The organism is Nicoliella sp. ESL1120 (assembly GCF_058508515.1).
Map to the genome: position 1 here is coordinate 844643 of NZ_CP196383.1, position 25968 is coordinate 870610.

Below are 25968 nucleotides of genomic sequence, written 5' to 3' on the forward strand. Positions count from 1 at the left end.
TTTTAATTAGAAAGGAAATGATGAAATGTTACTTGGAACTGTTTTAGAATACGATAAAAATAAGGGGTTTGGGTACATTAGAGAAGCCGATAAAAATAAGTTATTTGTTCATTTTTCCGCAATTGTGGGGGATGGCTTTAAGACGCTTACGCCTGGTGAACAGGTGCAATACGTAGTTGTGAACGGTCAAAAAGGTCCTCAAGCAGCGAAGGTGCAACCAATTGAAACTAATTAAATTGCAAAGTGAATTAATTATCGCTAAAATTATAATAGTTAATGAAAATAGGTGATATTAATGAATTTAGAGGAAAAGGTAATCAAAAAAGAGCCTAAGTATCATGGTTCGATTATCGACGTTGAAAAACAAACGGTTTTATTACCTAATGGTCAAGAGGCTAGTCGTGATATTGTTTATCATTCTAAAGCGGTAGCTGCTCTTGTAATCACAGCGGATAATAAAATGTTGATGGAAACTCAATGGCGGGCACCAGTTCAGGAAGTAACATTGGAAATTCCCGCAGGTAAGGTCGATTCTAGAGATACTGGTTCTTCTGAGGAAGCGATGATAAGGGAGTTGAATGAAGAGGTTCGTTATCATGCTAAGACTCTAAAACATTTGACTGGTTTTTATACCTCGGTCGGTTTTTCGGATGAATATATGGACCTCTATTTAGCAACGGATTTACAACCAGTTAAAGACGAGTTGCCACGGGATAAGGGTGAATACTTGGGAATTAAAGAGTATTCACTACCAGAGGCAAAAGCACTATTGAATAGTGGTAAAATAAAGGATGCTAAGACTTCAATGGCAATCCTCTATTGGGAATTACTAAGTAAGTAGGTGGTTTTAATTAGCGAGAATAACCATTTTGATTCTGATGATGATTCAAAATATCTAACCAGAGAACAGTATCGCAAACTCCGTAATCGTGAGAATAATGATACTGAAATTGGTGTAACTACTGATGATGAATTTGATGATCAAACGTTTAGTCGTCAAAAGAAACGTGAAAATCAAATTTGGGAAGATAAAGAAATGAAGCGCAATATCGCTGAGCAACGTTCTAAAAAGTTAGCTCATCGTTTGGATACGTTCATTTTATTATTTGCGTTAGGGATAATCGCCGTATTATTAGTGCTATTTTTTGTAAATTAAGGAGTGTTTTTGATGAAATACGGAATTTTATGTGCAATGGACGAAGAAATTAAGAGTCTTCATGATAATTTGGAAAATGAAACGAAAAAGAACATCAAGGGAATTGACTTTTTTGCTGGGACAATTAACGGTGAATCGGTAGTATTAGTAAAATCAGGAATTGGTAAAGTTGAAGCTGGAATTACATCTGTATTATTAGTGACTGAATTTGATGTTGACATTATTATTAACACTGGTTCTGCTGCTGGAATTGGTAAGGGATTATCGGTGGGTGACGTTGTAGTTTCAACTGAAACTGCTTATCACGATGCCGATGCAACAGCTGCCGGCTATGATTATGGTCAAGTCCCAGACCAACCAGCGCGTTTCAAAGCTGATCAATCGTTTGTTGACAAGGTAATGGCTGCAGCTGAATCAGTTGGGCTAGAAGCCAAAACCGGTTTAATTGTTTCTGGCGATCAGTTTATCGCTAGCCAAAAGCAAATTGATAATATTTTAAGTCACTTTCCAGATGCGCTTTCCAGTGAAATGGAAGGAGCCGCAGTTGGTCAAGTTGCCAATCAATTCCACATTCCATATGTTGTGATTAGAGCAATGTCCGATGTTGGTGATGAAAATGCTGATATGAGTTTTAATGAATTTGTGGTTGAAGCTGGTAAACGATCTGCTAAGATGATGTTGAACTTTTTACAGAACCAAAATTAATAAAGGGATAGGTGGCTAAATTTGAACGAAATTTATTTAGATAATGCAGCAACAACCCCAATTGCTGATGAAGTTTTAGCCGACATGAACGATAAATTTAAAAATGTTTTTGGGAACGCCTCAACGCTTTATGGTTTAGGGCGGCAATCCCATAGTATTTTAGAGGATAGTCGGCATGTAATCGCCAAAAGTATTAATGCTAATGATAATGAAATTGTGTTTACTAGTGGTGGCTCTGAAAGTGATAACACCGCTATTATCCAAACCGCTGAAGCTAGACAGGCACTGGGCAAACACATTATTACAACTGCGATCGAACACGAAGCAGTATTAAAACCATTACAGTATCTAGAAACAAAGGGGTTTAGGGTAACTTATCTTCCCGTTGATGAAAATGGTAATATTTCAATTCAAGATTTAAAAGATGCTTTAGATGATGAAACCATTTTGGTTACAATCATGAGTGGTAATAATGAAGTCGGAAGTCGGATGCCAATTCATGAAATTGGTGAATTGCTAAAGGATCATCAAGCTTGGTTTCATACTGATGCCGTTCAAGCATACGGGTTAGTTGATATTGATGTTAAGGCTGACCATATTGATATGATGTCAACTTCAGCGCATAAAATTAACGGTCCGAAGATGATGGGCTTTTTATATCGGCAAAGTCAGATCAGTTTCCCTAGTTTTATTAAGGGTGGTGATCAAGAAATGAAGCGTCGTGCTGGAACTGAAAATGTTCCTGGAATTTCTGGCTTTGCAACTGCAGTTGCTTTGGTGGACCCAGTTGAAAAGAAGCGTCGACAAGCAAAGTATTACCACTTCAAGGAAATGATCATTAACGGGTTGACCGATAACGGAATTGATTTTGAAGTAAATGGCCAGGTATCGCATGCAAACCTAAATCACGTGTTGAATCTCTGGTTCAAGGGAATTTCAACTTACGTTTTACAAACGAATCTTGATCTGGCTGGCATTGCAGTTTCAGGTGGTTCCGCATGTACGGCAGGTAGTATTGAACCTTCCCATGTTTTAGTTGCGATGTTCGGGAAACAAAGTCCACGGATTGGTGAATCAATTCGGGTCAGCTTTGGCAATTACACAACTGAGGAAGATATTAATGCATTCATTAGTGAAACTACTAAAATTATCCATCGATTAAAAAAAGATAAATAGGGGGGATGCTCAATGGCTTTTTCAGATGTTGATCAATTCACTGGGGATGACCGTAATTTTAAAGTCAGTCCTGAAATTAAGCAATTTACGTTGCTAGACTTGGGCTTTAAAAAATTAAATAATGGCAGTTTTGTTTTAAAACAGTTACTAAGTGGTGTGAACCCCAACATTGGATTTAATTTAAAAGTATCAATTAGTAAGGATTTAAAACAGTTGAAATTAGCTGTTACCGATGCCAAGGGATTACGCAAGGTAGACCTTTTTAAGGACGACAAGCATCCTGATGATGTTGAACAGCTAAATTATCAAATTCAAAACTTAATTTTAAGAAAGGTGCTTACATTAGCCAATTAATTTGCATTTCTTTCTTTTAGTTAGTAAGATATTAAATACTGGAAATTGCGACCTTCAAATCGTGGATTCTCAGAAATCTAAAGAAATGATGGTGATAAACAAATGACCGATAATAGTAAAATTCGGGTTGTTGTTGGAATGAGTGGTGGCGTGGATTCTTCCGTGACTGCTTACGTTCTAAAACAACAAGGATACGATGTGGTAGGAGTTTTCATGAAGAATTGGGATGACACCGATGAAAATGGTGTCTGTACCGCAACTGAAGACTACAAAGATGTTGCTAAAGTGGCCTCTCAAATTGGGATTCCCTACTACTCAGTTAACTTTGAAAAAGAATATTGGGATCGGGTCTTTACTTACTTTTTAGACGAGTATAAGAAAGGCCGAACTCCAGATCCCGATGTAATTTGTAATAAGGAAATTAAATTCAAGGCGTTTTTGGACTATGCCCTAGAATTAGGTGCTGATTACATTGCAACTGGCCATTATGCTCAATTATATCGTGATGAAGATGGCCATAATCATTTGTTGCGGGCAACCGATTCCAACAAAGATCAGACTTACTTTTTAAGTCAACTTTCTGCTGATCAATTAGATCGGGTCATGTTCCCATTGGGCGGGATGATCAAGCCACAAGTTCGTAAAATTGCGCGTGAAGCAAACTTAGCTGTTGCTGATAAGAAGGATTCAGTTGGGATTTGTTTCATCGGTGAAAAGAACTTCAAGAATTTTTTGGGTCAATACCTTCCCGCTACTCCTGGTAAGATGATGACCTTTGATGGTCAAGAAAAGGGCCACCATGACGGTTTAATGTACTATACGATTGGCCAACGTCGGGGCCTTGGAATTGGTGGCGATGGTAAAGATAATCGTCCATGGTTCGTAGTAGGGAAAGACCTCTCTAAGAACATCTTATACGTTGGTAAGGGGTATGAAAATGAGCATCTTTATGCTGATTATCTAGATGCTTCCGATGCCTTTTGGGTCAATGATATCTCAGAGCGGGGAAGTGAGTTTCACTGTACCGCTAAATTCAGATATCGCCAAAAAGATTGTGGCGTTACCGTGAAAGTTAGCGCTGATCAAAAACGGATTCGGGTCATTTTTGATGATCCAGCACGTGCTGTTACCCCTGGTCAAGCAGTTGTGTTATATGATGGTAAGGAGTGCTTAGGTTCCGCCATTATTGATGCAGCATATCAAAATGAAGAAGTTCTTCAGTATATTTAAATTTTAATCTGAAAATAAAAACACCTTGCAAACGTATGGTGTTTTTATTTTATCTAAATTCAGTTTATAATGAATATGAGATATTAATTTATTAGAAATTATGGGGTAAAAAAATGAAAATTTATTTTATTCGCCACGGAAAAACTGAATGGAACTTAGAAAGTCGTTACCAGGGGGCTGGTGGAGATTCGCCACTTTTAAAATCTAGTTATCAAGAAATGGATCAATTAGCGGCCTTTTTTAAATCGATTAAATTTGAGCACGTTTTTGCAAGCCCAATCAAGCGCGCTAGATACACAGCTGAGCGGATTAGAAATCAACTTGACTTTGTGCCAAAAATTAGTTTGTGGAATCGATTAGAAGAATTTCACTTAGGCAAAATGGAAGGCCAAAAGTTTGACGATGTAAAAAAAGAGTTTCCAGAACAATTTAATAACTTTAGAGAACATCCAGAAAAGTACGATAATAGTGAAATTGGTGGTGAAACCTTTCAAGAGGTAGTAGCACGGATGCTACCCGCCATTAAGTTGATTGTTAATGATTATCCGTTAGATAACCAAAATATAATGGTAGTGAGTCATGGAGCAGCCTTGAATGCACTGATTAATTCATTGTTAGGCGAAAAGTTAGCAGACTTACGTAAGCGCGGGGGATTATCAAATACTAGTACCACGATTTTGGAGACCAATGACAATGGAAAAACATTTAAATTGATTAAGTGGAACGATACAGAATACTTATCTAGAAAGTTAGATTCAACCGATACAATTTAATCAGGAAGTGATAATAATGACTGAAAATAATGATTTGAATCAAAATCAAGAACACCAAGAGGCGGTCGCCAAGCAACGAGAAGCTAAACAAAAGGCAGCGGATGCAACACTGCATAAATTAGTTCAAGATATTGATGATCATCCGCATGATTACAGAACTTATTATGATTTAGGGACCTTTTTAGTTCAACTACGTAATTATAATCAAGCAGAAGAATTATTGATGAAGGCGATGGGGTTGTTCGCTGATCGAAGTAAAAAAGCCAAAAATACCCTAATGTACGGATTAGGAAACGTTTATTATGCTGCTGGAGAGTATGACAAGGCAATTCAACAATTTAATCAAATTGATGACCAAAAATTGCAATTTGATTCGTATCTTATGGTAGCGCAAAGTTATATGTCTAAAAAAAATTATAAGCGGGCAGTTGTATTTGCATTGACAGCACAAGGGATGCGTCGCCAGGATCCATCCGTTAATCGGATTTTAGGAGATAGCTTATTGGCACTGGGGAATTTTGCTGAATCTGCACAGTTCTTTGATGTCATTTTAAAAAATGATCCGAATGATGGAAAGGCTAATTTTGATCGTGGGCTCGTATCCATGGTGCTTGGTGAACCGTTTGACGATTACTTTGCTAAAGCTGAGCAATATGATAAAACCTATTTTGATAAGGGTCAAAGTCGGTTAAGTGATATTGAAAAATTTATTCAAGTTCAAAAAAAGAAGCATAAATAATAATCTGTTATGGAGGAATTTATTTTGGATCAAACGAACGCTCCTCAAATTAATGAACCCTTTTTTATCGTTGGAACGATTAGGGCAATTATCTTTGAAGATTCAGAAAATCATTTTAAGTTAATATCAGTTAATATTCAAAAAAATAACTTTAATTGGGATAGTGATAATATTGTTGTCCTGGGTACTTTTGGTGAAATGGAAAAAGGAACGGATTATCGTTTTGAGGGAAAATTAATAAATCACCCTAAGTATGGGAAAGAATTTAAAGTGAATAAGTATGAAATGCAGACGATTAATACAAATCGGGGACTAATTGCATATTTATCAAGTGATGAATTTCCTGGAATTGGTGAAAAAACTGCTGAAAGGGTTGTTGAATCGTTAGGAACGAATCTAATTAAAGATATTATCCATGATCCAAAGGTACTAAATTCTGTTGATTTAACCCAAGAGCAACGTGATTCAATCGTTGAGGGGGTGCAAAATAATAATGGATTTGAACAAATTATTATTGAGTTAAGTAACTATGGATTTGGAACGAGACTTTGCACTAAAATTTATGATGAATATGGGGAAAGTACCCTTTCAGTAATTCGGAAAAACCCATACCAGTTAGTTGAGGATATCAAGGGGATTAGTTTTTATAAGGCTGATCAACTTGCTAAAAAAGTTGGTGTGGATGATAGTAACGGTGGTAGGATTCGCGCTGGGATAATGAACGTTTTAGATGAGTTATTAATTAGTCAAGGGTGCACTTATACTGACGTTCAAACCGTAGTTGTTAATTCGATGTCACTGTTAAATGATAGTCGAAATGGTTCAGTTAATGTCGACGATGTTAGTGCTCAAATGATGGAGCTAGCCAATGATAATAAAATTGTTGGTGAGAATGGGCGAATTTATTTAAAGAGTATTTACGATGCTGAATGGCAAATTGCTGAAAATTTAAAAAGAATTATGGATAATGATGATTCTAAAACAAAAGATGAGAATTATATCAATAAGATGATTAAGGAAATTGAGTTTGATAATCAAATCAATTATGATCAATCCCAAGTTAATGCTTTGAAAAAAGCAATGCAATCTCAAGTATTTTTGTTAACCGGTGGACCAGGAACTGGTAAAACTACAATTATTAAGGGGTTAATCACTTTATATGCAAAGATTCATGATTTATCACTATCAATTCGTGATTATAGTAGTAATTATCCATTTGTGTTAGCTGCACCTACTGGTAGGGCAGCTAGGAGAATGCGAGAAACGACTGGTGTGGAAGCTAGCACAATTCACAAACTATTGGGATTGAATATTGATGACGATAATGAAGACAAAGATTTTGATGGATATAATATTCATGGTGATATTTTAATTGTTGATGAGATGTCAATGGTAGATACTTATCTGTTTAGAAGGCTAATCTGTGCAATCCCTAATAATATGAAGGTAATTCTAGTTGGTGATAAGGATCAATTACCATCAGTTGGCCCTGGTCAAATTTTTAGTGATTTATTAGAATCAGGAGTCATTCCAAGTCTAGAATTAAATACTATTTATCGCCAAAATAATGATTCAACAATTATCGATTTAGCACACAATATTAAAAATGGTCAGTTACCATCTAACTTTAAGGATAAACAGTCTGATCGTTCTTTTATTTCATGTAATTCTCAGCAAGCGGAATCAGCGATTTCATTTGTCGTCAGTAAGGCACATGAAAGAGGATTTACCGCTACTGATATACAAGTATTAGCACCAATGTACAGGGGAATGATTGGAGTTGACAATTTAAATACTGTTATTCAAGAAATTTTGAACCCTAAAACTAGTGCAGATCAAAAAGAAGTTAAGTATAAAGATTTTAAATATCGAATTGGCGATAAGGTTTTGCAATTGGTCAATAGTTCTGAAAATAATGTTTTTAATGGTGACATTGGAAAAATTGTAGGAATTGATATTAATAAAAATAGTAGTAAGGACAATTTAGTAATTGCTTTTGATGATGTTGAGGTAACTTATCAAAGAAAGAATTGGGATCAAATCTCATTAGCTTATTGTACGACCATTCATAAAGCACAGGGAAGCGAATTTAAAATGGTCATATTGCCAGCTTTCCCCCAATATGGAAGGATGTTGAAAAGAAATTTATTGTATACTGCGGTTACACGGGCAGCTAATTTATTGATAATGGTTGGGGATTTTGAATCGTTCGTTCGTTGTGTTCACGATAATCCAATTCGAAGAAGGACCAGTTTGGTTGAACGTATTAGAATGACGATGAATGGTAATAATAAAACTCAACCTCAACCTAAAAATTCAGATCAAAGTGGTTCAAAAGCTAAAATTTTAACTGATGACCTGATTAAAAGTAACTCAATAGATCCAATGATTGGGATGGATGGGATTACGCCCTATAAATAGGGAATTAAAGTAAACGATAATGATGCTAATAAACGATTTATTCTTAGCTGAATGTTTTATTTAACTAATATTTTAATAAGTAAAATTAAGGGGCAAACCAATGAGTTTGCCTTTTTTGATTTCAATTTCTTGACTGGATTTATAAAGCAACTTATTATTTATTTATAGTTTTTAATAAGATTAGGAGTGAGTTTAATGTATAAAGCAAGCGATAATCGATATGATAATCAAAAAGTAAGGAGAGCTGGTAATTCGGGTCTTCAGCTGCCTGCACTTTCTTTTGGAATGTGGCATAGTTATGGTGATGACGCTAATTTTAAGGACAGTGAAGCAGCTATTTTAGCCGCTTTCGATCGGGGAATTTTTAGCTTTGATTTAGCCAATAATTATGGTCCTGGTTCTGGAGCTGCAGAAAGAATGTTCGGACAGGTGTATCGTGCTGACTTGAAGCCTTATCGGGATGAACTAATTATTACTACCAAGGCCGGTTATCATATGTGGCCTGGTGTTTACGGGTCATTTTCATCTAAGAAAACACTTGTTGCAGCATTAGATCGGAGCCTAAAACGAATGGGCTTAGACTATGTTGATATTTACTATAGTCACCGTTTTGACCCTAATACAAGTCTAGAAGAAACTGCGGAAGCACTTGACGGAATAGTTAGATCAGGCAAAGCTTTATACATCGGAATTTCTAATTATTATAGTAAAGAAGAACAGGAAATCATGAAGTACTTTAAGGAATTGCATACGCCATTCGTAGTCAATCAAATGTCATATAATTTGCTTAATCGTGAAATTGAAGATGATGGGACGATTGATGCCTTAACTAATGCTAATAAGGGACTAGTTGCTTATGGACCACTTGCAGAGGGATTACTTACTGATAAGTATTTGAACGGGATTCCTGATTCATTATATTTACACAGTACGAACAGATTCTTAGTTAATAATGGGACTGATTCTGCTGTAAAAAGAATCAATGCATTAAATGATTTGGCTAAGAATAGAAACCAGACCTTAGCTCAAATGAGTTTATCATGGTTATTGAATAATCCAGCAGTTACTAGTGTTATTACTGGGGCTTCAAAAGTTAATCATTTGGAATCTAATTTAAAGGCTTTGGACAACGTTTCATTTACTAGTGATGAATTAGAAGCAATTGACCGCATTACTAAATAATAGTTTGATTGATTGGAAAACGAGAACAGCTAATGCTGTTCTTTTTTTATAAAAAAAATCACCATTTTATAAAAAATTGCGTTATAATTGATAAATGTGTCTTATTATTCATTAAATCGTATAAATATTAAACATATAATTAAGGAGAGATGATATAATGCCTCATATAAGGCGTAAATTAAGCCTATTAGAACTAGTAGGACTAGTAATTGGTGCAATTATTGGTGGTGGTGTTTTTAACATTATGCATGATATTGCAACTGGAGCAGGTGCTGGTGCAGTCATTATTGGTTGGGCGATTACCGCCATCGGAATGTTATCCTTAGCATTTACATTTCAGAATTTAACTAGAAAACGGGCAGATCTAGATGCCGGAGTTTTTAGTTATGCAGAAGCTGGATTTGGTAAGTATATGGGATTTAATTCGGCTTGGGGATATTGGCTTTCTACCTTATTAGGAACTGTTGGGTATGCAACCTTATTAATGAGTGCCATTGCTTATTTTTTACCAATTTTTGGAAATGGTCAAAATATTTGGTCAATTCTAGTTGCGTCTTGTGTACTATGGGGCTGTCATTTTATGATTTTACATGGCATTGAATCAGCATCCTTTATAAATGTGATGATAACGATTGCAAAATTAATTCCAATTTTTCTTTTTATTGTGGTAATGATCATCGCTTTCAAGCTTAACGTTTTTACTACTGATTTTTGGTTTACCAAGACGGGTCATTTTGAATTTAGAGATGTTTTATCCCAGGTGAGAAGTACGATGTTAGTTACAGTCTGGGTATTTATTGGTATTGAAGGAGCTGTGGTTTTTTCTGGGCGGGCTAAGAATCGCAATGATGTTGGAAAAGCTACTATTCTAGGGTTAATTATTGTGATTTTAATTTATATGTTGATTACATTATTATCATTTGGAGTTATGAAGCAGGCAGGCCTATCTCATTTAGGACAACCTGCAATGGCAGCACTTTTAGAAAGGGTGGTTGGTAAATGGGGGGCCATGATCGTTAACTTAGGATTGATCATTTCGGTTGCTGGGGCATGGCTATCTTTTACGATGTTTGCTGGTCAGTTACCCTATGAGGCTTCTAAGGCAGGAACTTTTCCTAAGTTCTTTATTAATGAGAATGAAAACGGCGCCCCAGTTCATTCTTTAATAGTTACTAACACTATTGTTCAATTATTTATGTTTACCTTTTTATTCACTAATAGTGCTTATAATTTATTTTATTCGATTGCCAGTGCTGCAATTTTGATTCCATATTCTTTTTCTGCTTTCTATCAGTTAAAATATTCAATTCAATTCGATCAAAGCGCAGCCCGTAACAAGAATATCGTAATTGGACTAATTGCTAGTGTTTATACTTGCTGGCTTTTATATGCAGCTGGAATTCATTTTATATTATTAACAACGATTTTATTTATGTTTGGCATTCCTGTGTTTTACTACTTACAAAAATATGATAATCACCAAACGGTTATTTTTAAATGGTATGAAAAAATAATCGCAGTGTTTATTTTACTGTTCGGTGTCTACGCTTTACTTGGGTTATTTTTAGGGTATGATAGTTTTTCGTATTAAGGAGTGATTTTAATGAAAAAAGAAGTTCGTCAATCTGCAATTGAAAGAATTATTAACCAGTTTCCAATTTCTAAACAAGAACAATTAATGCATAAGCTAAAGGAAGCTGGAATTGATGCTACTCAAGCAACGATCTCTCGTGATATTCGGGAAATGAATATTATTAAACAACAGGATGGTAATAATTGGCGTTATACAGTTTATAAGAACGATAATCCGAATGAATTGACCCATCTATATGAAATGATTAATGGGGCGGTTACATCTGCTGAAAAGATTCAATTTATTAACGTTATTCATACCCTGCCTAGCTATGCAAATACGCTTGCTGCAGTTATTGATGACTTAAGTCTTGACTGTATTTCGGGAACGTTAGCAGGGCATGACACAATTGTAATTTTTTCATCTAGTAATGATTATGCTGAAACGGTAAATCAAATGTTTATTGAGCATTTAAACTCTGATCTTTAATAAAAATTAAGCAAAACTATTAACAAATTTATGAATTAGTGTTATATTACCCTTACGCTTTATTTTAAATAACGAACTAAATAACTATAATTCATATATATTGTTAGGAGTGGTTACAGTGAGTAATAGATTTGAACTTTTGGTAGAATATAGACAGGCGGCTAAGGAGTTAGAGAATTTAAAAATCAGTGAGGCAGCTAATTCTAGAATATTAGCCAAGGGGAATAGTACTATTACCATTGAACCAGAGTATGGCAATAAAATGAAAACACTTACTAAAAAATGTAATACATTAAAGATGATCTTAGAAGCAATGGATGCTTCCGAAGATTAAAAATGGGCTGTTACATAAGTCCCATCAAAAAAATAGTTAGTGATAAGAAATTTTTTCTTATCACTAACTATTTTTATTTACACAACTAATTTAAACTGAGTAACACCGAATTTAGCATTATAGAAATGTCCACCAAGTTCTTCATTGTCAATATTGCCATATTCGATTGATGGGATACTAATTTTAATACTTTTACAATCAAAAGAATGAACGGATTTAAACTTAGGTTGTTTTCCCATAAACATCAAAAAAATCGACCAGGTTACTATTAATATATTTTTATTTTCCATTATTAAAATATTTAGCGAAGGTTTTTTGATACTTGCATTTGGCATGATTTTTTTATTATTGTCAAAATATGGACCATTATAAATACATACCCATACTACTTTTGAAAATTGCTCTCTATGGCCATTTAAATACATATACATGGGGAATTCCTTAATTGCATATAAATTAACTAAAATGCGCCAAAACCGTCTAATTTTTTTAAAATGTTTTTGAAGCCATTTCCAATGATAATTAGATTTACTATTTAATAAATTGGACTCAAAACCGATTCCCATGTTGTTTAAAAAATAATGGTACCGTTTATTAAAGTTGTTAAAGTAGTAACCTAAATTAATATCCAGTACTGTAGAAGCATTTAATACATTTTGTAGGGCAGTCTGCCAATTTTTATTAATACCCATTTCTAATGCAAAGTTATTGTTTTTACCAGTTGGAATTAGTGCAATTGGAAACTCTTTTAATTGTTTATTCTTAAGGAGGGCGTTTTTTTGACCACTAATAACTTGATTAATTGTCCCATCGCCACCAATTACCAATAGAACGTTATATAAGCGATCATTATCATAATAATCCTTAGTATATTGTTCTGTAATCAACCTTGCATGGTTGTGATATTCAGTTATTCTATATTGATAATTAATTTTACTGGCATCCAATTGATTCTTAATCAGTTGCCAAGTATCCATACTTTTACCATTATTGGAAGTTGGATTGATAATTATCAGGTATCTGGCTTGCAATGGGGATTACACTCCTTTATAAGTTATTTAAAAAAGCGAATTCAATCATGAATTCGCTTTTTCATTAAAGATTAGTGTTTGTTCATAATTAGCATTGGCAAGATTAATGGATGACGTTCGGTCTTATTGAATAAAAATCTTTGTAAGTCATTAATAATCGCACTTCGAATAGTAGCTTCAGTAGCGTGCTTATTATGCATGGCTCTTCTAATGGTTCTAAATACTAATTTTCGACCTTCATCTAAAAGCTTACCAGATTCGCGCATATAAACAAATCCACGTGATAACAAGTCTGGACCAGATTGAATTTCTTGTTTATTTAAATTAATGGTAGCAACAACAACAACTAATCCTTCTTCAGAAAGAATTTGACGATCATGAAGAACGACGTTACCAATATCACCAATTCCATTTCCATCAATATAAACGTCTCCAGCAGTGAAATGACCGGCAATTCTAGCAGTATCCTTAGTTAAAGCTAATACATCTCCATTAGCCATGATAAAACTATTTTTAAGTGGAACTCCACATTGTTCAGCTAATTCAGTATGGATCTTTAACATTCTATATTCACCATGAATAGGCATAAAGAACTTTGGCTTCATTAAACGAAGCATTAATTTTTGTTCTTCTTGACCTCCGTGACCTGAAGTATGAATGTTGTTTACTTTCCCATGAATTACCTTTGCACCGGCTTCTTCTAACTCATTGATTACCTTATTAACACTAACCGTATTTCCAGGAATTGGATTACTTGAAAATACAACGGTATCATTTGGTTGGATAGAAATTTGTCGATGGGTACCATTGGCAATTCTTGAAAGAGCGGCCATTGGTTCACCTTGCGAACCAGTACATAGGATTAGCGTTTTATTGGCAGGGAGGGAAGAAAGGTCAGAAGCATCAACAAATGCATCGTCTGGAATATCTAGATAACCTAGTTCACGTCCATTTACAATGGCAGCTTCCATACTTCTTCCGAATACGGCAATTTTACGATTATGGGCCAATGCTGTGTCACAAGCAGTCTTAATTCTTGAAATATTAGAAGCAAAAGTAGCGAAAATAATCCGCCCTTGAACTTCATCAAAAATATGACGAACGGACTTACCGACCCATTTTTCAGACTTAGTCCAAACTGGCCGTTCGGCATTGGTACTATCTGACATTAAACAAAGAACGCCTTCTTCACCAAGGCGAGCCATTTCATGAAGACCAGGTGGCTGGTTAGTAACTGGCGTAAGATCAAATTTATAATCACCAGTTTGAACGATTACCCCAGATGGGGTATGCACAGCAATTCCTAAAGTATCAGGAATCGAGTGGGTAGTTCTGAAGAATGAAACACTAGTTTTTCTAAATTTAAGGACTGAATTTTCATCAATTCGATGCATTTCAGCACTTCTCAATAAACCATGTTCTTCCAACTTGTTTTTAATTAAAGCTAGCGCTAGTGGTCCAGCATAAATTGGAACATTAAGGTCTCTTAATAGGTATGGAACCCCACCAATATGATCTTCGTGTCCATGGGTAATAACCAAGGCTTTGATTTTATCGCGATTTTCGATTAAGTAATTATAATCTGGGATAACATAATCAACACCTAATAAATCATCTTCAGGAAACTTAATTCCGGCATCTATTAGGATAATTTCGTCTTGAAATTGAACTCCATAGGTATTCTTTCCAATTTCACCTAAACCACCAACGCCATAAATAGCTGTTTCGTTATTTTTGACGTTTAGTTTTTTCATAATTATTTAAACTCCGTAATTTTAAAATCAGGGCTCTTCTTTTCATATTCAAGATGGTTACCCTCTAGTGGTTCGACGTATTCGATGTTGTAATCTTTAATAGATTCAACCATTGATCTGGCTTCGACTTCAGTACCAGCCTCAACATACATACTCTTAGTAGTTTCTCTTCTAGGAGTACGTTTGATAGAGTCTTGATATAAAACTTTAAAAATCATACTTAATAATCTCCTTTTTAATTTTATGTAAACTTTTTTGTATCGTTCGCGTGCTATAAGCACTAAATTATCCTAATTTTAGCATATTCGAAATAATAAGTATAGTATAGCTACATATAATTGATTGCGTGTTAAAATAAATTAATAATTAAGTCAGAGGAGTTGATCAAGGATTGTTTTGGGAAGCTTTTTTAGGAATTATTATTGCGATCATTGTTTATAACTTAGTCCATTGGATTTTCGTTGTTAATCCAACCAAAAAAGCACAATTAAAATCCGAAAAACACTGTCAAAAAATTTTAACTGATTTTTTAACCCAGCTTGGTAATAATGAATATAATTTGAAAATCATTCATTCTAAGGTGTTATCTGATGTCTGGGGACGTGGCATTCAAGTTTTTGAATATAAACTGGATTCTGATAAACATAATGTTAACGATAAATTGTCGTTTTTAAAGCAAGAATTAACTAGCCTATTTGAACGCAGAAATTTAAATACGGCCATTGATGATTCTCAAATTAAAATTACAGACTTATGGCAGTATGATAATTTTGTCCACATTGAGCTGGCATACATTGTTAACCAATCAACTAGCGAATATATTAATGATATCGAGCGCTTAACTGAATAAAAAAAGACGCTGCTAATGCAACGTCCAGTTTATTATCCAATGAAAATTTCATCGTCTGAGCGTGAAAATGGGTTCTCCCCGTCAATATGGTCATAGAATAAAGTTCCATGAAGATGGTCGATTTCATGTTGGCAAACAATGGCTGGATAGTTTTTGAGCCTAACTTGATGTTCAGTTCCGTTTACATCTTGGTATTTAAGTGTAATTCTAGCGGAGCGTGGAACGTAGCCAGGGATGTCCTTATCAACGGATAAGCAACCTTCGCCTTCAGTAAGCGCACATCTTTGAACAGCGTTTGAAACGATAATTGGATTAATGATAACATCCTTAAAAATAGGATGGTCTGGATCTTCTTCGTTTGGAACAAGAACCGATGCCATCATTTCACTAACGCCTACCTGAGGAGCTGCCAGGCCAACACCAGCTCGAAGATGATATTTCTTACAAAGTTCCTCGTTTTGACTGATCTCTAAGTATTCCATTAAATCCTTAGCTAATTGTTGATCAGAATCACTTAATGGAAATTTAACTTTTTGAGCTTGTTTTCTTAGGACGGGATCGCCGTCTCTTACAATATCTTTCATTAAGAACAAATTAATTCCCTCCAAATTCTTTACACTTAATTTTATCACATTTTCTTTTTTAGTAATAATATAAATAAGGGGTCTTAAAAATGAAACCAAATTACCAGTATCCAATGTTTGAAGACTGGAGTCGTGATGAATTAACCCAGGTATTTAAGCTATATCAACTAGTTGAAGATGCATATGAACTCAATCAAGGGGCCGATTGTCAAAAATTGCTCACTGCATATACTAATTTTCAAAAGATCGTTCCTGCTAAGGGTGAACAAAGAACGATTGAACGTGAATTTGAACATAACTCTGGTTACAACATCTTTAAATGCGTTAAGGCTGCTCGGGCTTCCGATAGAAAAATGTTTAAAATATAGGGCTATGCTTTGACTAGTTTATAATTTTAAGTTACTATAAATAATGATAATTTAAGATAATGCTATTCTGCTGTGACAAATTATGTTACAGCTTTTGTTATGGATTAATGCAAATTACCTTTTTTAAAAAGGGGTTTTGTATTATACTGAATAGGATTATGGATATCTTGTATAATACTAATTTTAATTAGTGTGAAGGGAAGGAATAACTTGAAAACAAGAGACAACATTCGCAATATCGCTATTATTGCCCACGTTGACCACGGTAAAACTACTTTAGTTAACGAATTGCTAAAACAATCCGATACATTGGACCAACACACAGAAATTGGCGATCGTGCCATGGATACTAATGATATTGAAAAGGAACGTGGAATCACGATCCTTTCTAAGAATACTGCCGTTAAATACGGTGATAAGCAAATTAATATCTTGGATACTCCAGGACATGCCGATTTCGGTGGTGAAGTTGAACGTATCATGCGAATGGTTGATGGTGTTCTTTTAGTTGTTGATGCATTTGAAGGAACTATGCCACAAACTCGTTTCGTTTTGAAAAAGGCACTTGAACAACATTTAACGCCAATCGTTGTTATTAACAAGGTTGACCGTGAAGGAGCTCGTCCTGCAGAAGTAGTTGACGAAGTGCTTGATTTATTTATTGAATTAGGTGCTGATGAAGATCAACTTGAATTCCCAGTTCTATATGCTTCCGCTATGAATGGAACTTCAAGCTACAGTGATGATCTTGATTCCCAAGAACACACAATGAAGCCAGTCTTTGATACTATCATTAAGACGATTCCAGCGCCAATCGATAACTCAGATGAACCATTACAATTCCAAGTTGCCATGCTTGATTATGATGATTTCTTGGGTCGAATCGGAATTGGTCGGGTCTTCCGTGGTAAGATCAAGGTTGGGGATAACGTTACTGTTATGAAACTTGATGGAACTACGCAAAACTTCCGAGTTACTAAGTTAATGGGATTCCTTGGTTTAGCTAAGGTTGATATTGATGAAGCTGAAGCTGGTGACTTGATCGCTGTTTCAGGAATGGAAGATATTAATGTTGGTGAAACCGTTGTTGACCCATCTAACCAAGAACCACTTCCAGTATTGAGAATTGACGAACCAACCCTTCAAATGACATTTGGTTCTAACACTTCACCATTCGTTGGTAAGGATGGGGAATTTGTTACTGCTCGTCAATTATTTGAAAGACTTCAACGTGAATTGCATACTGATGTGTCACTTCGGGTTGAAGACACCGGTGAACCAGGTTCATGGACTGTTTCAGGTCGTGGTGAACTTCATTTATCAATTTTAGTTGAAACCCTTAGACGTGAAGGCTACGAATTACAAGTATCCCGTCCAAAGGTTATTCTTCGTGATATTGATGGTGAAAAGTGTGAACCATTTGAATCTGTTCAAATCGATACTCCAGAAGAATATTCTGGTTCAATTATCGATACCTTGTCACAACGGAAGGGAACCATGGAAAACATGGAAAACACTGGGAATGGTCAACAACGTTTGACATTTTTAGTACCTTCACGTGGATTAATCGGTTACCCAACTGAATTCTTATCAATTACTCGTGGTTATGGAATTATGAACCACAGTTTTGAAAAGTATCTTCCAGTAATTAAGAAATGGAACCCAGGTCGTAAGAACGGTGCGCTAGTTTCAATTAACCAAGGTAAGACTACTACTTACGCTATCATGGGGATTGAAAGTCGTGGTACGATTTTCACTAACCCAGGGGTTGAAGTATACGAAGGAATGATTGTTGGTAAAAACAGCCGTGATAATGACATTTCTGTTAATATCACTAAGGGTAAGAAGTTAACCAACGTTCGTGCTTCTGGATCTGATGATATGGCTAAGATTAAGGAACCAGAACACTTAACTCTTGAAGAATCATTGGAATTCTTAAATGATGATGAACTTTGTGAAGTAACACCTCACTTTGTCCGTCTTCGTAAGAAAACTTTGAATACTAAACAACGTGAAAAAGAAGCTAAGGTTGCTCGTCACGGATAAAAATTAATATAGCTATTCTTAAAAGAACGAAGAAATTATTTTCTTCGTTCTTTTTTGTTCACGGTGAATGCAAATTATGATGTGTGATATAATTAAACCAATTATTGATACGGTGGAGTCTGATTTTAAATGAAGTTAAAAATTAAAAGAATACCTAAGAATTTAGATTATTTTTTACTAGTGCCATTTGCGATTTTAAGCGTACTAGGAATTATAATGGTTTATTCAGCAAGCTCAAATATTGGAATGCAAAATGGTGGAACTGCAACAAGTTATTTAATTAAGCAGATTGGCTATGTTTTATTTGGGATTTTAATGATTTATTTTGCCTTTTTTCAGAATCTTAAGATTTTAAGAGATCAAGGGTTGTTAAAATTAATTGGAATCGGTTTTATCTTTTTGTTTGCTGGTTTGCATTTTTTTGGAAAGGCAATTAATGGTTCTCCAGGGTGGCTAAATTTCTTTGGTTTTGGAATTCAACCGGCTGAATTTGTAAAACTATTTTTTATTCTACTATTTGCTGAGGTTTTAAGTAATGATCAAAATCGAATGTACGTTTTTAAAAATTGGTCAACGTTTGCGATGAATCATATAAAAACCTATATCATAACGGGTGCCAATTTATTTGCAATTCTATTTTTACCCGACTTAGGTGGAATGCTAATTAATGCTACAATTGTAATTGTGATGACTTATGCATCTGGGGTTAGTTATAAACGATCGTTTAGAAGTTTACTAATCCTTTTTACACTTGCGTTTACGGGATTGTATTTTGCGGCTTATGGGCCACTACAATCATCTGGGATAATGAAGAGTAATTACATGTTACAAAGAATCGTTGCTTTTGCCAACCCGTTCAAGCATGCCAATGGGGTTGGGCAACAGTTAGTTAATTCTTATTATGCAATTAGTAATGGTGGTATTTTTGGTAGAGGAATCGGGAATAGCATTCAAAAGACTGGTTATTTGCCTGAACCTAATACTGATTTTATCATGGCAATTATTTCCGAAGAGCTTGGCTTAATTGGTGTATTTATTATTATGAGTTTATTAGCATTTCTAATTTTAAGAATTATATTTATTGGAATTAAGGCTAGAAGTGGTTATGATACATTAATTTGCTATGGAGTCGCAGCTTATATGGTTGTGCAAACTTACTTTAACGTTGGTGGAGTATTAGGGATTTTACCAATTACAGGGGTTACCTTTCCATTTATTAGTTATGGAGGTTCCAGTATGATTACCCTGTGCATTTGCTTGGGGCTAATTTTAAAAATTAGTTATAAAGAAAGTAATTTTAAAAATAAAATTGAAGGGTGATTATTAGGTTTGGAAATTAAGGATCGAATAGGATTAATTATCTATGTTTATTCTGTAAAACAATCCCGTTTCTTGAAAAAATACGGAATTTTAGACTATGTTTCAAAAAGAATGCATTATGCAATTGTTTATGTAGATGCAAGTGACGTTGATGAAAAAATTGCCCAGTTGGAAAAATTAAAAATCGTTAGAAGCGTTGAAAAGTCCCCATTGGTTAATTTATCAACCAGTTTTGCTAATAATCAAAGTTTAGATGATGATGATGAATAAGGATGGTTAATTGTGAGAGTAATTTCAGGTAAATATGGTAAACGGCCTTTAAAAGCAGTCCCAGGCCGTCTGACTCGTCCAACAACTGATAAGGTCAAAGAATCGTTATTTAACATAATCGGTCCATATTTTAATGGTGGTAGTTTTTTAGACTTATTTGCTGGTTCTGGTGGTGTTGCAATTGAGGCGGTATCACGTGGTTTTGATAATGCGACATTAGTTGATAAACAATATGCTGCAATTAAAACGATTAATGAAAACATTAAGATGACTAAGGAACCCAATCGTTTTACGGTGATAAAAAGTAGCGCTGAAAATGCTTTGAACCGTCTGGCATCGAGTGGTCAACAGTTTGACATTGTCTTTTTAGATCCGCCTTACAAAGAAGAACAGATGTTAAGTGATTTATCAACGCTTAATGAGCTAAAAATATTAGCTAAGGATGCATTTGTAATTTGTGAAACTGATAATCACACAAATTTAGTTGATGATGTTCAAAATTATCGTTTAGTTCGACAAAAAGAATACGGCTTGACCGTTATTTCAATCTATAAATATGAAATGGGTGATTAAATTTGACTAAGGCAGTTTTTCCTGGAAGCTTTGATCCGCTTACCAATGGACATTTAGATATTATTAGAAGGGCCAGTGCGCTCTTTGACGAATTAGTAGTTGTGATTGGCATTAATAGTAAGAAGCAACCCTGGTTATCAAATAATGATCGTCTTCATTTGATAGAACTATCCACAGCGGATTTAAGTAATGTTTCAGTATTGATTACCGATGGGTTGATTGTCGATTTAATGGATGAGATCAACGCGAATGTGATTATTAGGGGAGTTCGGAATTCAATTGATTTTGACGCAGAGAAATCATTGGCTGACTTTAATCATCGCTTAAATAATAAGGTTCAGACATTATTAATTCCCACTAATCCTGAGTTTGAAGCGTTATCTTCTTCAAGGGTAAGGGAATTATGTCATTTTAAAAAATCAGTTAATCGTTATGTTCCAAAACCAGTTGCAGATTTAATTAATGAAAAGTGGGAATTAAATGAAAAATAAACATCGTTATTTGAAATTCGGCTTACCGATATTAGGATTAATTATAGTCGCAATTTTCTTTTTACTACCATTGCCAAAATATATTGAAGGGCCAGGTGGTGCTGATAATTTAAAATCAATCGTGAATATAAAAAACCACCCAGATCATTATAGTGGAAAATTTATGTTGACCTCAGTTGGAATTGCGCAAGCTACTCCAGCTTCCTATGTTTATGCGAAGTTAAATCCTTACTATTCGATTGAGAGCGTCGAAGATGTAACTGGTGGTCAGGATAATGCTACATACGATCGATTACAAGATTTTTACATGAAAAGTGCTATTAATGAGGCCATTTATACTGCTTATCGTGCTGCCCACAAGAATGTAACTAAGGATTATCGAGGCATTTATATCATTGATGTCTTAAATACTTCTAAATTTAAGAACGTTATTCATGTTGGTGATACTATCGTTAGGGTCAACGGGCATCATTTTAATTCTGCACTAGGTTATCAAAATTATATTCGGAAGCAAAAAGTTGGTTCTAAATTAAAGATTGGCTTTTATCATAACTCTAAGTATAAAGAAGCAACGGCACCATTAACTAAGTTGCCAAACAGTAATCAACCAGGGATTGGGATTACATTAACTGATGACTTAAGGGTTAAAACCAAAATTCCGATTAAAGTTGATCCGGGACAAATTGGCGGACCTTCAGGGGGCTTAATGTTCTCACTGCAAATTTATAGTCAATTAACTGGTGAAAACATTAGAAAAGGACGTAAAATTGCTGGTACTGGAACAATCAATTCTGATGGGACCGTTGGTGAAATTGGGGGCATTGATAAAAAAATCATTGCTGCTAAAAGGGAAGGTGCAACTATTTTCTTGGCACCGTATGTAAAGCCAACCAAGGCAATTAGAGCGTTAGAACCTGATCATTTAACTAATTATGAACTGGCAGTTAAGACTGCTAAACGCTACGCACCAGATATGAAAGTTTTGCCAGTTACTTCATTTCAGAATGCACTGGATAAGCTTAAATAATAAAAAGATCCAATAAATCACGTATTTATTGGATCTTTTTACGTATTTATAGCTAGATAGGAGGGTAGCAGATGGATAGGATTAAGGAATTAATCGATACTTATCGTTATCAAATTATTTTATCTGGTTTAGTAATTTTGCTTATTTTAGCTTTTATGCTTTTAAGTGGTAATTATTTCAAAAATAGCAACGATAATATTAATCAAATCGGGCAATCAGAAATGATTAGTGGAAGTGCAATGAATAGTAGTTCTCAATTTAGTGGCAATTCAGTTACTAGTGAGTCTTCAATATCTCCAGGCGGTAAAATTATTGTTGATATAAAGGGAGCAATAAAACATCCAGGTATTTATAAGGTGGAGTCTGAGACCAGGGTATCTGAATTAGTTGATTTAGCAGGTGGTTTTAGTAAGTCGGCTGACCATCAAAACGTTAATTTGGCACAGCGCTTAAATGATCAACAGGTAGTTTATATTCCGTTAAAGGGTGAAATTAAGGGCAATGTCCATCTTGAAAAATCAAAATCATTAGCTAATGATCAGGTGAGTTCTACAGATTCAATTAGTAATTCGGGTAATAGTAATGGTAAAATTAATATTAATACTGCTGATAAGGTGCAACTACAAACAATAAGTGGTATTGGCGATAAAAAAGCCGAAAATATTATTAATTATCGTCAACAAAACGGTGGTTTTAAATCGATTGAAGATATTAAGAACGCCGATGGAATTGGTGATAAAATGTTTGAAAATATAAAAGAAAACATTACTGTTTAACTTCAACTAACAGGGGGATTAACTCGAATGACTGAAAATAGGATTCCATGGGACCAGTACTTTATGCTACAAGCCGTGTTAATGTCAACACGAAGTACTTGTAATCGTTTGTCTGTAGGGGCTAGCTTAGTTCGTGATAAACGCATTATTGCAGGTGGCTATAATGGCTCCGTTGCAGGTGATGCTCATTGTACTGATGAGGGATGTTACATGGTTGATGGGCACTGTCTTAGAACTATTCATGCTGAAATGAACGCCATTTTGCAGTGTGCTAAATTTGGTGAATCAACAGATGGTGCAGAAATTTATGTTACGGATTTTCCATGCCTTCAATGTACTAAAATGTTATTACAAGCGGGAATCGTAAAAATTAATTATTTAAGAAATTACAATAATGATCCATATGCAATGCATCTATTGAAACTAAAGCAGATTGGATTGCAGCAAGTGAAGATACCTAAGCAAACTTTAGAACAATTACCTTTTGATACCTATTTATCTGATAATTAAATTTTAAGAAATAACATTGTGTTTATTGCCATTCTATGGGTTGCGATTAGTGTTATTTTTTTTGGCAATCTATTTTTAGGACTGGCAATTTTAATCTTTATTTTAATCCGCATCTTTTTTTTAAAGAAGCCATTTTTCTTTGCCTTTGCTATAGTTACGGGGATTATTTTTACCTTACTCTGCGTTATTAACATCAAACAACTTGATAAAAATAGGCTTTTACCTGTCAATGAACAACAACTTATTTTGAAAGTGCAACCTGACGATTTCAATATATTACCAGATTATTATCATGGAAAAGCAGTCATTGTTGGTAGTAATCAATCGGTTTTATTTTCAGGAACATTAAGTTCAAATTCACCTATCCCGAGTTCAATCGAGATGGATAAACCATTATTGATGAATGTTAAAGCGGAGATCAAGGATCTCGATTCGGCAACGAATCAAAATCAATTTGATGCTAAACGCTATTATTCAGTTCAAGGAATCAGTAATTCAATTAAAATTAAGTCAATCATTGATATTCGTAAGTCTGATGGGTTTAGCTTAGTTGATACAGTTCATAGTTTTAGAGTAGGATTAATTAATTACGCTAATCAACTCCCCAAACCATTGAATCTATATGTATTAAGTTTGATTATTGGTGAAATGAATTCTGAGGTTTATGACGAGATAACTGGAATTAAGCAGCTAGGTTTGATACATTTATTTAGTATTTCAGGTTTACACGTCTATTATTTTATTAGCATGATTGAACGGATTTTGATTTATTTAAGGTTTCGTAGGGATCACTATCAACTACTGATTATGTTAGTGTTGCCGCTTTATTTTATATTTTCTGGTTCATCTGTGGGTTTATTAAGGGCAATTTTAATGGTAGAAGCAGGGCTGATCACTAAATTCTTTAGTTTTAAGATGGGCGGATTAGATATTTGGAGCATTGCTCTTATCATTAACTTAATTTTAGCTCCTAGAATGCTAATCCAATTCGGTAGTCAATTGAGCTATGCATTGTCATTTGGATTGATTTTTACTAATAAATTTGGCTTTTTTAAACAAACTATTTTAATGAACATGCTGAGCATTCCATTTGTAATCTTTCATGTGTACGAGTGGCATTTTTTAACTTTCTTTGCTAACTTATTTATTTTGCCATTATTTTCAATAATCATTTTTCCAATCGTGATTATCGGGATGCTATGTTTTACGGTTGTCCCCATGGTTGCTTTTTGGATTGCTAATTTTTTGGCGCTGTTTGATGGCATTATTAATTGGATTGGTAATTTGCCTGGTAATATTTTATTCGGGAAGCCGCCAATTTTATTAGCAGCTTTATTATTTTTGTTTACAGTAGTATTATTGGGGAATGCTTCTCGTAAATGGTGGTCGATATTAATTGTTACTTATGGGGTATCTTTTTTATTAATTCATTTCCCAATTAATGGGGAAGTGGTTTATTTTGATGTGGGGCAGGGAGATAGTTTTTTGATTCGTAAACCATTTAATCGTTCTGTAGACTTAATTGATACTGGGGGACGATTGATGTTTGGTAAGCAAGCTGTACAAACTAAGTTTAATGCCGAAAAAACATCCATTAACTATCTAAAAAGTATTGGAATTGATAGGATTAATAACTTATTTATCACCCATCAAGATGCTGATCATAGTGGAGATTTACCCGCATTTTTAAGTAAAATGAAAATTGACAATCTAATTATTCCAATTGGGATGCAAAATAATAAAAATTTTATGGATAAACTGAATGGTAAAATGAATAACACTAACCTAATGCTGGCAAAGGATGGGGACACTTTTGATAATCATTCATTGCAGATCTACCATCCATTCACAAGCGGGATGGGTGCAAATGAGGATTCATTAGTTATTGGCAGCAGAATTAATAACTTAAACTGGTTATTTACTGGTGATTTAGACCAAGACGGTGAAAAAAAGATAATTAACAAGTATCCAAATCTAAGAGCAGATATCTTAAAGGCGGGCCATCATGGAAGTAAGACATCTACTGCAATTGAATTTTTAAATCAAATTCAGCCGAAATTGGTCATTATATCTGCAGGGAGAAAAAATCGCTATGGCCACCCCCATTCAGAGGTAGTTAATCAATTACAGCAAAGAAAAATTAAAATCTATAACACACAAACGGATGGGATGATTGCCTACCGCTTTGGTGGGTTTGGTTATGGACATTTTGAAACGTACATGAAAAGGTGATTTG

The 25968-nt window shown here is 34.6% G+C and carries 29 protein-coding genes; 25 read left to right on the forward strand and 4 right to left on the reverse strand.

What is annotated here, in order from left to right:
* Positions 1–25: 25 nt before the first annotated feature.
* From ACSYTE_RS03640 to ACSYTE_RS03705, 14 genes are all read left to right on the forward strand, one after another.
* Entirely contained in the window at positions 26–235 is a 210-nt protein-coding gene (locus ACSYTE_RS03640; protein WP_491716109.1) for a cold-shock protein, read from the forward strand.
* 60 nt (positions 236–295) lie between these two features.
* The gene (locus ACSYTE_RS03645) at positions 296–841 is read left to right on the forward strand and encodes an NUDIX hydrolase (protein ID WP_491716110.1); all 546 of its coding nucleotides are present in this window, start codon (positions 296–298) and stop codon (positions 839–841) included.
* Positions 842–1156: a hypothetical protein gene (locus ACSYTE_RS03650; protein ID WP_491716111.1), complete on the forward strand. Its 315-nt coding sequence runs from the start codon at positions 842–844 to the stop codon at positions 1154–1156.
* Between the two features lie 12 nt (positions 1157–1168).
* The gene (locus ACSYTE_RS03655; protein ID WP_491716112.1) at positions 1169–1861 is read left to right on the forward strand and encodes a 5'-methylthioadenosine/adenosylhomocysteine nucleosidase; all 693 of its coding nucleotides are present in this window, start codon (positions 1169–1171) and stop codon (positions 1859–1861) included.
* 21 nt (positions 1862–1882) lie between these two features.
* The gene (locus tag ACSYTE_RS03660) at positions 1883–3037 is read left to right on the forward strand and encodes a cysteine desulfurase family protein (RefSeq protein WP_491716113.1); all 1155 of its coding nucleotides are present in this window, start codon (positions 1883–1885) and stop codon (positions 3035–3037) included.
* 12 nt (positions 3038–3049) lie between these two features.
* Complete coding sequence (locus ACSYTE_RS03665) at positions 3050–3391, forward strand: hypothetical protein (RefSeq protein WP_491716114.1); 342 nt, start codon at positions 3050–3052, stop codon at positions 3389–3391.
* A gap of 102 nt (positions 3392–3493) precedes the next feature.
* Positions 3494–4621 (forward strand): tRNA 2-thiouridine(34) synthase MnmA, encoded by a 1128-nt coding sequence (gene mnmA, locus ACSYTE_RS03670; protein ID WP_491716115.1) that lies wholly within the window; start codon positions 3494–3496, stop codon positions 4619–4621.
* A gap of 113 nt (positions 4622–4734) precedes the next feature.
* The gene (locus tag ACSYTE_RS03675) at positions 4735–5394 is read left to right on the forward strand and encodes a histidine phosphatase family protein (protein WP_491716116.1); all 660 of its coding nucleotides are present in this window, start codon (positions 4735–4737) and stop codon (positions 5392–5394) included.
* Between the two features lie 16 nt (positions 5395–5410).
* Positions 5411–6133 carry a tetratricopeptide repeat protein gene (locus tag ACSYTE_RS03680; protein WP_491716117.1) on the forward strand — a complete coding sequence of 241 codons (723 nt, stop codon included), beginning with the start codon at positions 5411–5413 and terminating at the stop codon, positions 6131–6133.
* 24 nt (positions 6134–6157) lie between these two features.
* Positions 6158–8554 (forward strand): SF1B family DNA helicase RecD2, encoded by a 2397-nt coding sequence (gene recD2 / locus ACSYTE_RS03685; protein ID WP_491716118.1) that lies wholly within the window; start codon positions 6158–6160, stop codon positions 8552–8554.
* A 195-nt stretch (positions 8555–8749) separates the two neighbouring features.
* Complete coding sequence (locus ACSYTE_RS03690; RefSeq protein ID WP_491716119.1) at positions 8750–9736, forward strand: aldo/keto reductase; 987 nt, start codon at positions 8750–8752, stop codon at positions 9734–9736.
* 157 nt (positions 9737–9893) lie between these two features.
* Positions 9894–11327, forward strand: a complete 1434-nt coding sequence (gene arcD / locus ACSYTE_RS03695; protein ID WP_491716120.1) for an arginine-ornithine antiporter — start codon at positions 9894–9896, stop codon at positions 11325–11327.
* Between the two features lie 12 nt (positions 11328–11339).
* The gene (locus tag ACSYTE_RS03700; RefSeq protein WP_491716121.1) at positions 11340–11798 is read left to right on the forward strand and encodes an arginine repressor; all 459 of its coding nucleotides are present in this window, start codon (positions 11340–11342) and stop codon (positions 11796–11798) included.
* 118 nt (positions 11799–11916) lie between these two features.
* A complete protein-coding gene (locus ACSYTE_RS03705) occupies positions 11917–12132 on the forward strand; it encodes a hypothetical protein (RefSeq protein ID WP_491716122.1) in 216 nt (71 codons plus the stop codon).
* 77 nt (positions 12133–12209) lie between these two features.
* Here the strand turns inward: ACSYTE_RS03705 and ACSYTE_RS03710 are convergent, their stop codons facing one another.
* The 3 genes from ACSYTE_RS03710 to ACSYTE_RS03720 all read right to left on the reverse strand — a co-directional run bounded on the left by ACSYTE_RS03710 (position 12210) and on the right by ACSYTE_RS03720 (position 15135).
* Entirely contained in the window at positions 12210–13163 is a 954-nt protein-coding gene (locus ACSYTE_RS03710) for a diacylglycerol/lipid kinase family protein (protein ID WP_491716123.1), read from the reverse strand.
* 71 nt (positions 13164–13234) lie between these two features.
* Complete coding sequence (gene rnjA, locus ACSYTE_RS03715; RefSeq protein ID WP_491716124.1) at positions 13235–14917, reverse strand: ribonuclease J1; 1683 nt, start codon at positions 14915–14917, stop codon at positions 13235–13237.
* Between the two features lie 2 nt (positions 14918–14919).
* Positions 14920–15135, reverse strand: a complete 216-nt coding sequence (locus ACSYTE_RS03720; protein ID WP_491716125.1) for a DNA-directed RNA polymerase subunit epsilon — start codon at positions 15133–15135, stop codon at positions 14920–14922.
* 173 nt (positions 15136–15308) lie between these two features.
* Here ACSYTE_RS03720 and ACSYTE_RS03725 point away from each other — a divergent pair, with 173 nt between their 5' ends.
* Complete coding sequence (locus tag ACSYTE_RS03725; RefSeq protein ID WP_491716126.1) at positions 15309–15767, forward strand: hypothetical protein; 459 nt, start codon at positions 15309–15311, stop codon at positions 15765–15767.
* Positions 15768–15799: 32 nt separating this feature from the next.
* Here the strand turns inward: ACSYTE_RS03725 and def are convergent, their stop codons facing one another.
* Entirely contained in the window at positions 15800–16360 is a 561-nt protein-coding gene (gene def, locus ACSYTE_RS03730; RefSeq protein ID WP_491716127.1) for a peptide deformylase, read from the reverse strand.
* Between the two features lie 80 nt (positions 16361–16440).
* Between def and ACSYTE_RS03735 the strand changes: the two genes are divergently transcribed.
* The 10 genes from ACSYTE_RS03735 to ACSYTE_RS03780 all read left to right on the forward strand — a co-directional run bounded on the left by ACSYTE_RS03735 (position 16441) and on the right by ACSYTE_RS03780 (position 25964).
* Positions 16441–16719, forward strand: coding sequence for a UPF0223 family protein (locus tag ACSYTE_RS03735; protein ID WP_491716128.1), 279 nt, complete (start codon positions 16441–16443; stop codon positions 16717–16719).
* A gap of 210 nt (positions 16720–16929) precedes the next feature.
* Positions 16930–18765: a translational GTPase TypA gene (typA, locus tag ACSYTE_RS03740; RefSeq protein ID WP_491716129.1), complete on the forward strand. Its 1836-nt coding sequence runs from the start codon at positions 16930–16932 to the stop codon at positions 18763–18765.
* A 129-nt stretch (positions 18766–18894) separates the two neighbouring features.
* Entirely contained in the window at positions 18895–20085 is a 1191-nt protein-coding gene (locus ACSYTE_RS03745) for an FtsW/RodA/SpoVE family cell cycle protein (protein WP_491716130.1), read from the forward strand.
* Between the two features lie 9 nt (positions 20086–20094).
* Positions 20095–20355: a YlbG family protein gene (locus ACSYTE_RS03750; RefSeq protein WP_491716131.1), complete on the forward strand. Its 261-nt coding sequence runs from the start codon at positions 20095–20097 to the stop codon at positions 20353–20355.
* Positions 20356–20367: 12 nt separating this feature from the next.
* A complete protein-coding gene (rsmD, locus tag ACSYTE_RS03755) occupies positions 20368–20928 on the forward strand; it encodes a 16S rRNA (guanine(966)-N(2))-methyltransferase RsmD (RefSeq protein ID WP_491716132.1) in 561 nt (186 codons plus the stop codon).
* A gap of 2 nt (positions 20929–20930) precedes the next feature.
* The gene (coaD, locus tag ACSYTE_RS03760; protein ID WP_491716133.1) at positions 20931–21419 is read left to right on the forward strand and encodes a pantetheine-phosphate adenylyltransferase; all 489 of its coding nucleotides are present in this window, start codon (positions 20931–20933) and stop codon (positions 21417–21419) included.
* Positions 21409–22446, forward strand: a complete 1038-nt coding sequence (locus ACSYTE_RS03765; RefSeq protein WP_491716134.1) for a SepM family pheromone-processing serine protease — start codon at positions 21409–21411, stop codon at positions 22444–22446. The genes coaD and ACSYTE_RS03765 overlap by 11 nt, the downstream gene beginning before the upstream one ends.
* Positions 22447–22517: 71 nt before the next feature.
* Positions 22518–23222 carry a helix-hairpin-helix domain-containing protein gene (locus ACSYTE_RS03770; protein WP_491716135.1) on the forward strand — a complete coding sequence of 235 codons (705 nt, stop codon included), beginning with the start codon at positions 22518–22520 and terminating at the stop codon, positions 23220–23222.
* Positions 23223–23249: 27 nt separating this feature from the next.
* A complete protein-coding gene (locus ACSYTE_RS03775) occupies positions 23250–23732 on the forward strand; it encodes a ComE operon protein 2 (protein WP_491716136.1) in 483 nt (160 codons plus the stop codon).
* Positions 23733–24113: 381 nt separating this feature from the next.
* The gene (locus ACSYTE_RS03780) at positions 24114–25964 is read left to right on the forward strand and encodes a DNA internalization-related competence protein ComEC/Rec2 (RefSeq protein ID WP_491716137.1); all 1851 of its coding nucleotides are present in this window, start codon (positions 24114–24116) and stop codon (positions 25962–25964) included.
* Positions 25965–25968: the final 4 nt, after the last annotated feature.

Coding starts and splice junctions, on each gene's coding strand:
- ACSYTE_RS03640 (WP_491716109.1), top strand. CDS start 26: ATGTTACTTGGAACTGTTTTAGAATACGATAAAAATAAGGGGTTTGGG.
- ACSYTE_RS03645 (WP_491716110.1), top strand. CDS start 296: ATGAATTTAGAGGAAAAGGTAATCAAAAAAGAGCCTAAGTATCATGGT.
- ACSYTE_RS03655 (WP_491716112.1), top strand. CDS start 1,169: ATGAAATACGGAATTTTATGTGCAATGGACGAAGAAATTAAGAGTCTT.
- ACSYTE_RS03665 (WP_491716114.1), top strand. CDS start 3,050: ATGGCTTTTTCAGATGTTGATCAATTCACTGGGGATGACCGTAATTTT.
- mnmA (WP_491716115.1), top strand. CDS start 3,494: ATGACCGATAATAGTAAAATTCGGGTTGTTGTTGGAATGAGTGGTGGC.
- ACSYTE_RS03675 (WP_491716116.1), top strand. CDS start 4,735: ATGAAAATTTATTTTATTCGCCACGGAAAAACTGAATGGAACTTAGAA.
- ACSYTE_RS03680 (WP_491716117.1), top strand. CDS start 5,411: ATGACTGAAAATAATGATTTGAATCAAAATCAAGAACACCAAGAGGCG.
- ACSYTE_RS03690 (WP_491716119.1), top strand. CDS start 8,750: ATGTATAAAGCAAGCGATAATCGATATGATAATCAAAAAGTAAGGAGA.
- arcD (WP_491716120.1), top strand. CDS start 9,894: ATGCCTCATATAAGGCGTAAATTAAGCCTATTAGAACTAGTAGGACTA.
- ACSYTE_RS03700 (WP_491716121.1), top strand. CDS start 11,340: ATGAAAAAAGAAGTTCGTCAATCTGCAATTGAAAGAATTATTAACCAG.
- rnjA (WP_491716124.1), bottom strand. CDS start 14,917: ATGAAAAAACTAAACGTCAAAAATAACGAAACAGCTATTTATGGCGTT.
- ACSYTE_RS03720 (WP_491716125.1), bottom strand. CDS start 15,135: ATGATTTTTAAAGTTTTATATCAAGACTCTATCAAACGTACTCCTAGA.
- ACSYTE_RS03735 (WP_491716128.1), top strand. CDS start 16,441: ATGAAACCAAATTACCAGTATCCAATGTTTGAAGACTGGAGTCGTGAT.
- ACSYTE_RS03745 (WP_491716130.1), top strand. CDS start 18,895: ATGAAGTTAAAAATTAAAAGAATACCTAAGAATTTAGATTATTTTTTA.
- ACSYTE_RS03765 (WP_491716134.1), top strand. CDS start 21,409: ATGAAAAATAAACATCGTTATTTGAAATTCGGCTTACCGATATTAGGA.
- ACSYTE_RS03770 (WP_491716135.1), top strand. CDS start 22,518: ATGGATAGGATTAAGGAATTAATCGATACTTATCGTTATCAAATTATT.
- ACSYTE_RS03775 (WP_491716136.1), top strand. CDS start 23,250: ATGACTGAAAATAGGATTCCATGGGACCAGTACTTTATGCTACAAGCC.
- ACSYTE_RS03780 (WP_491716137.1), top strand. CDS start 24,114: ATGGATAAACCATTATTGATGAATGTTAAAGCGGAGATCAAGGATCTC.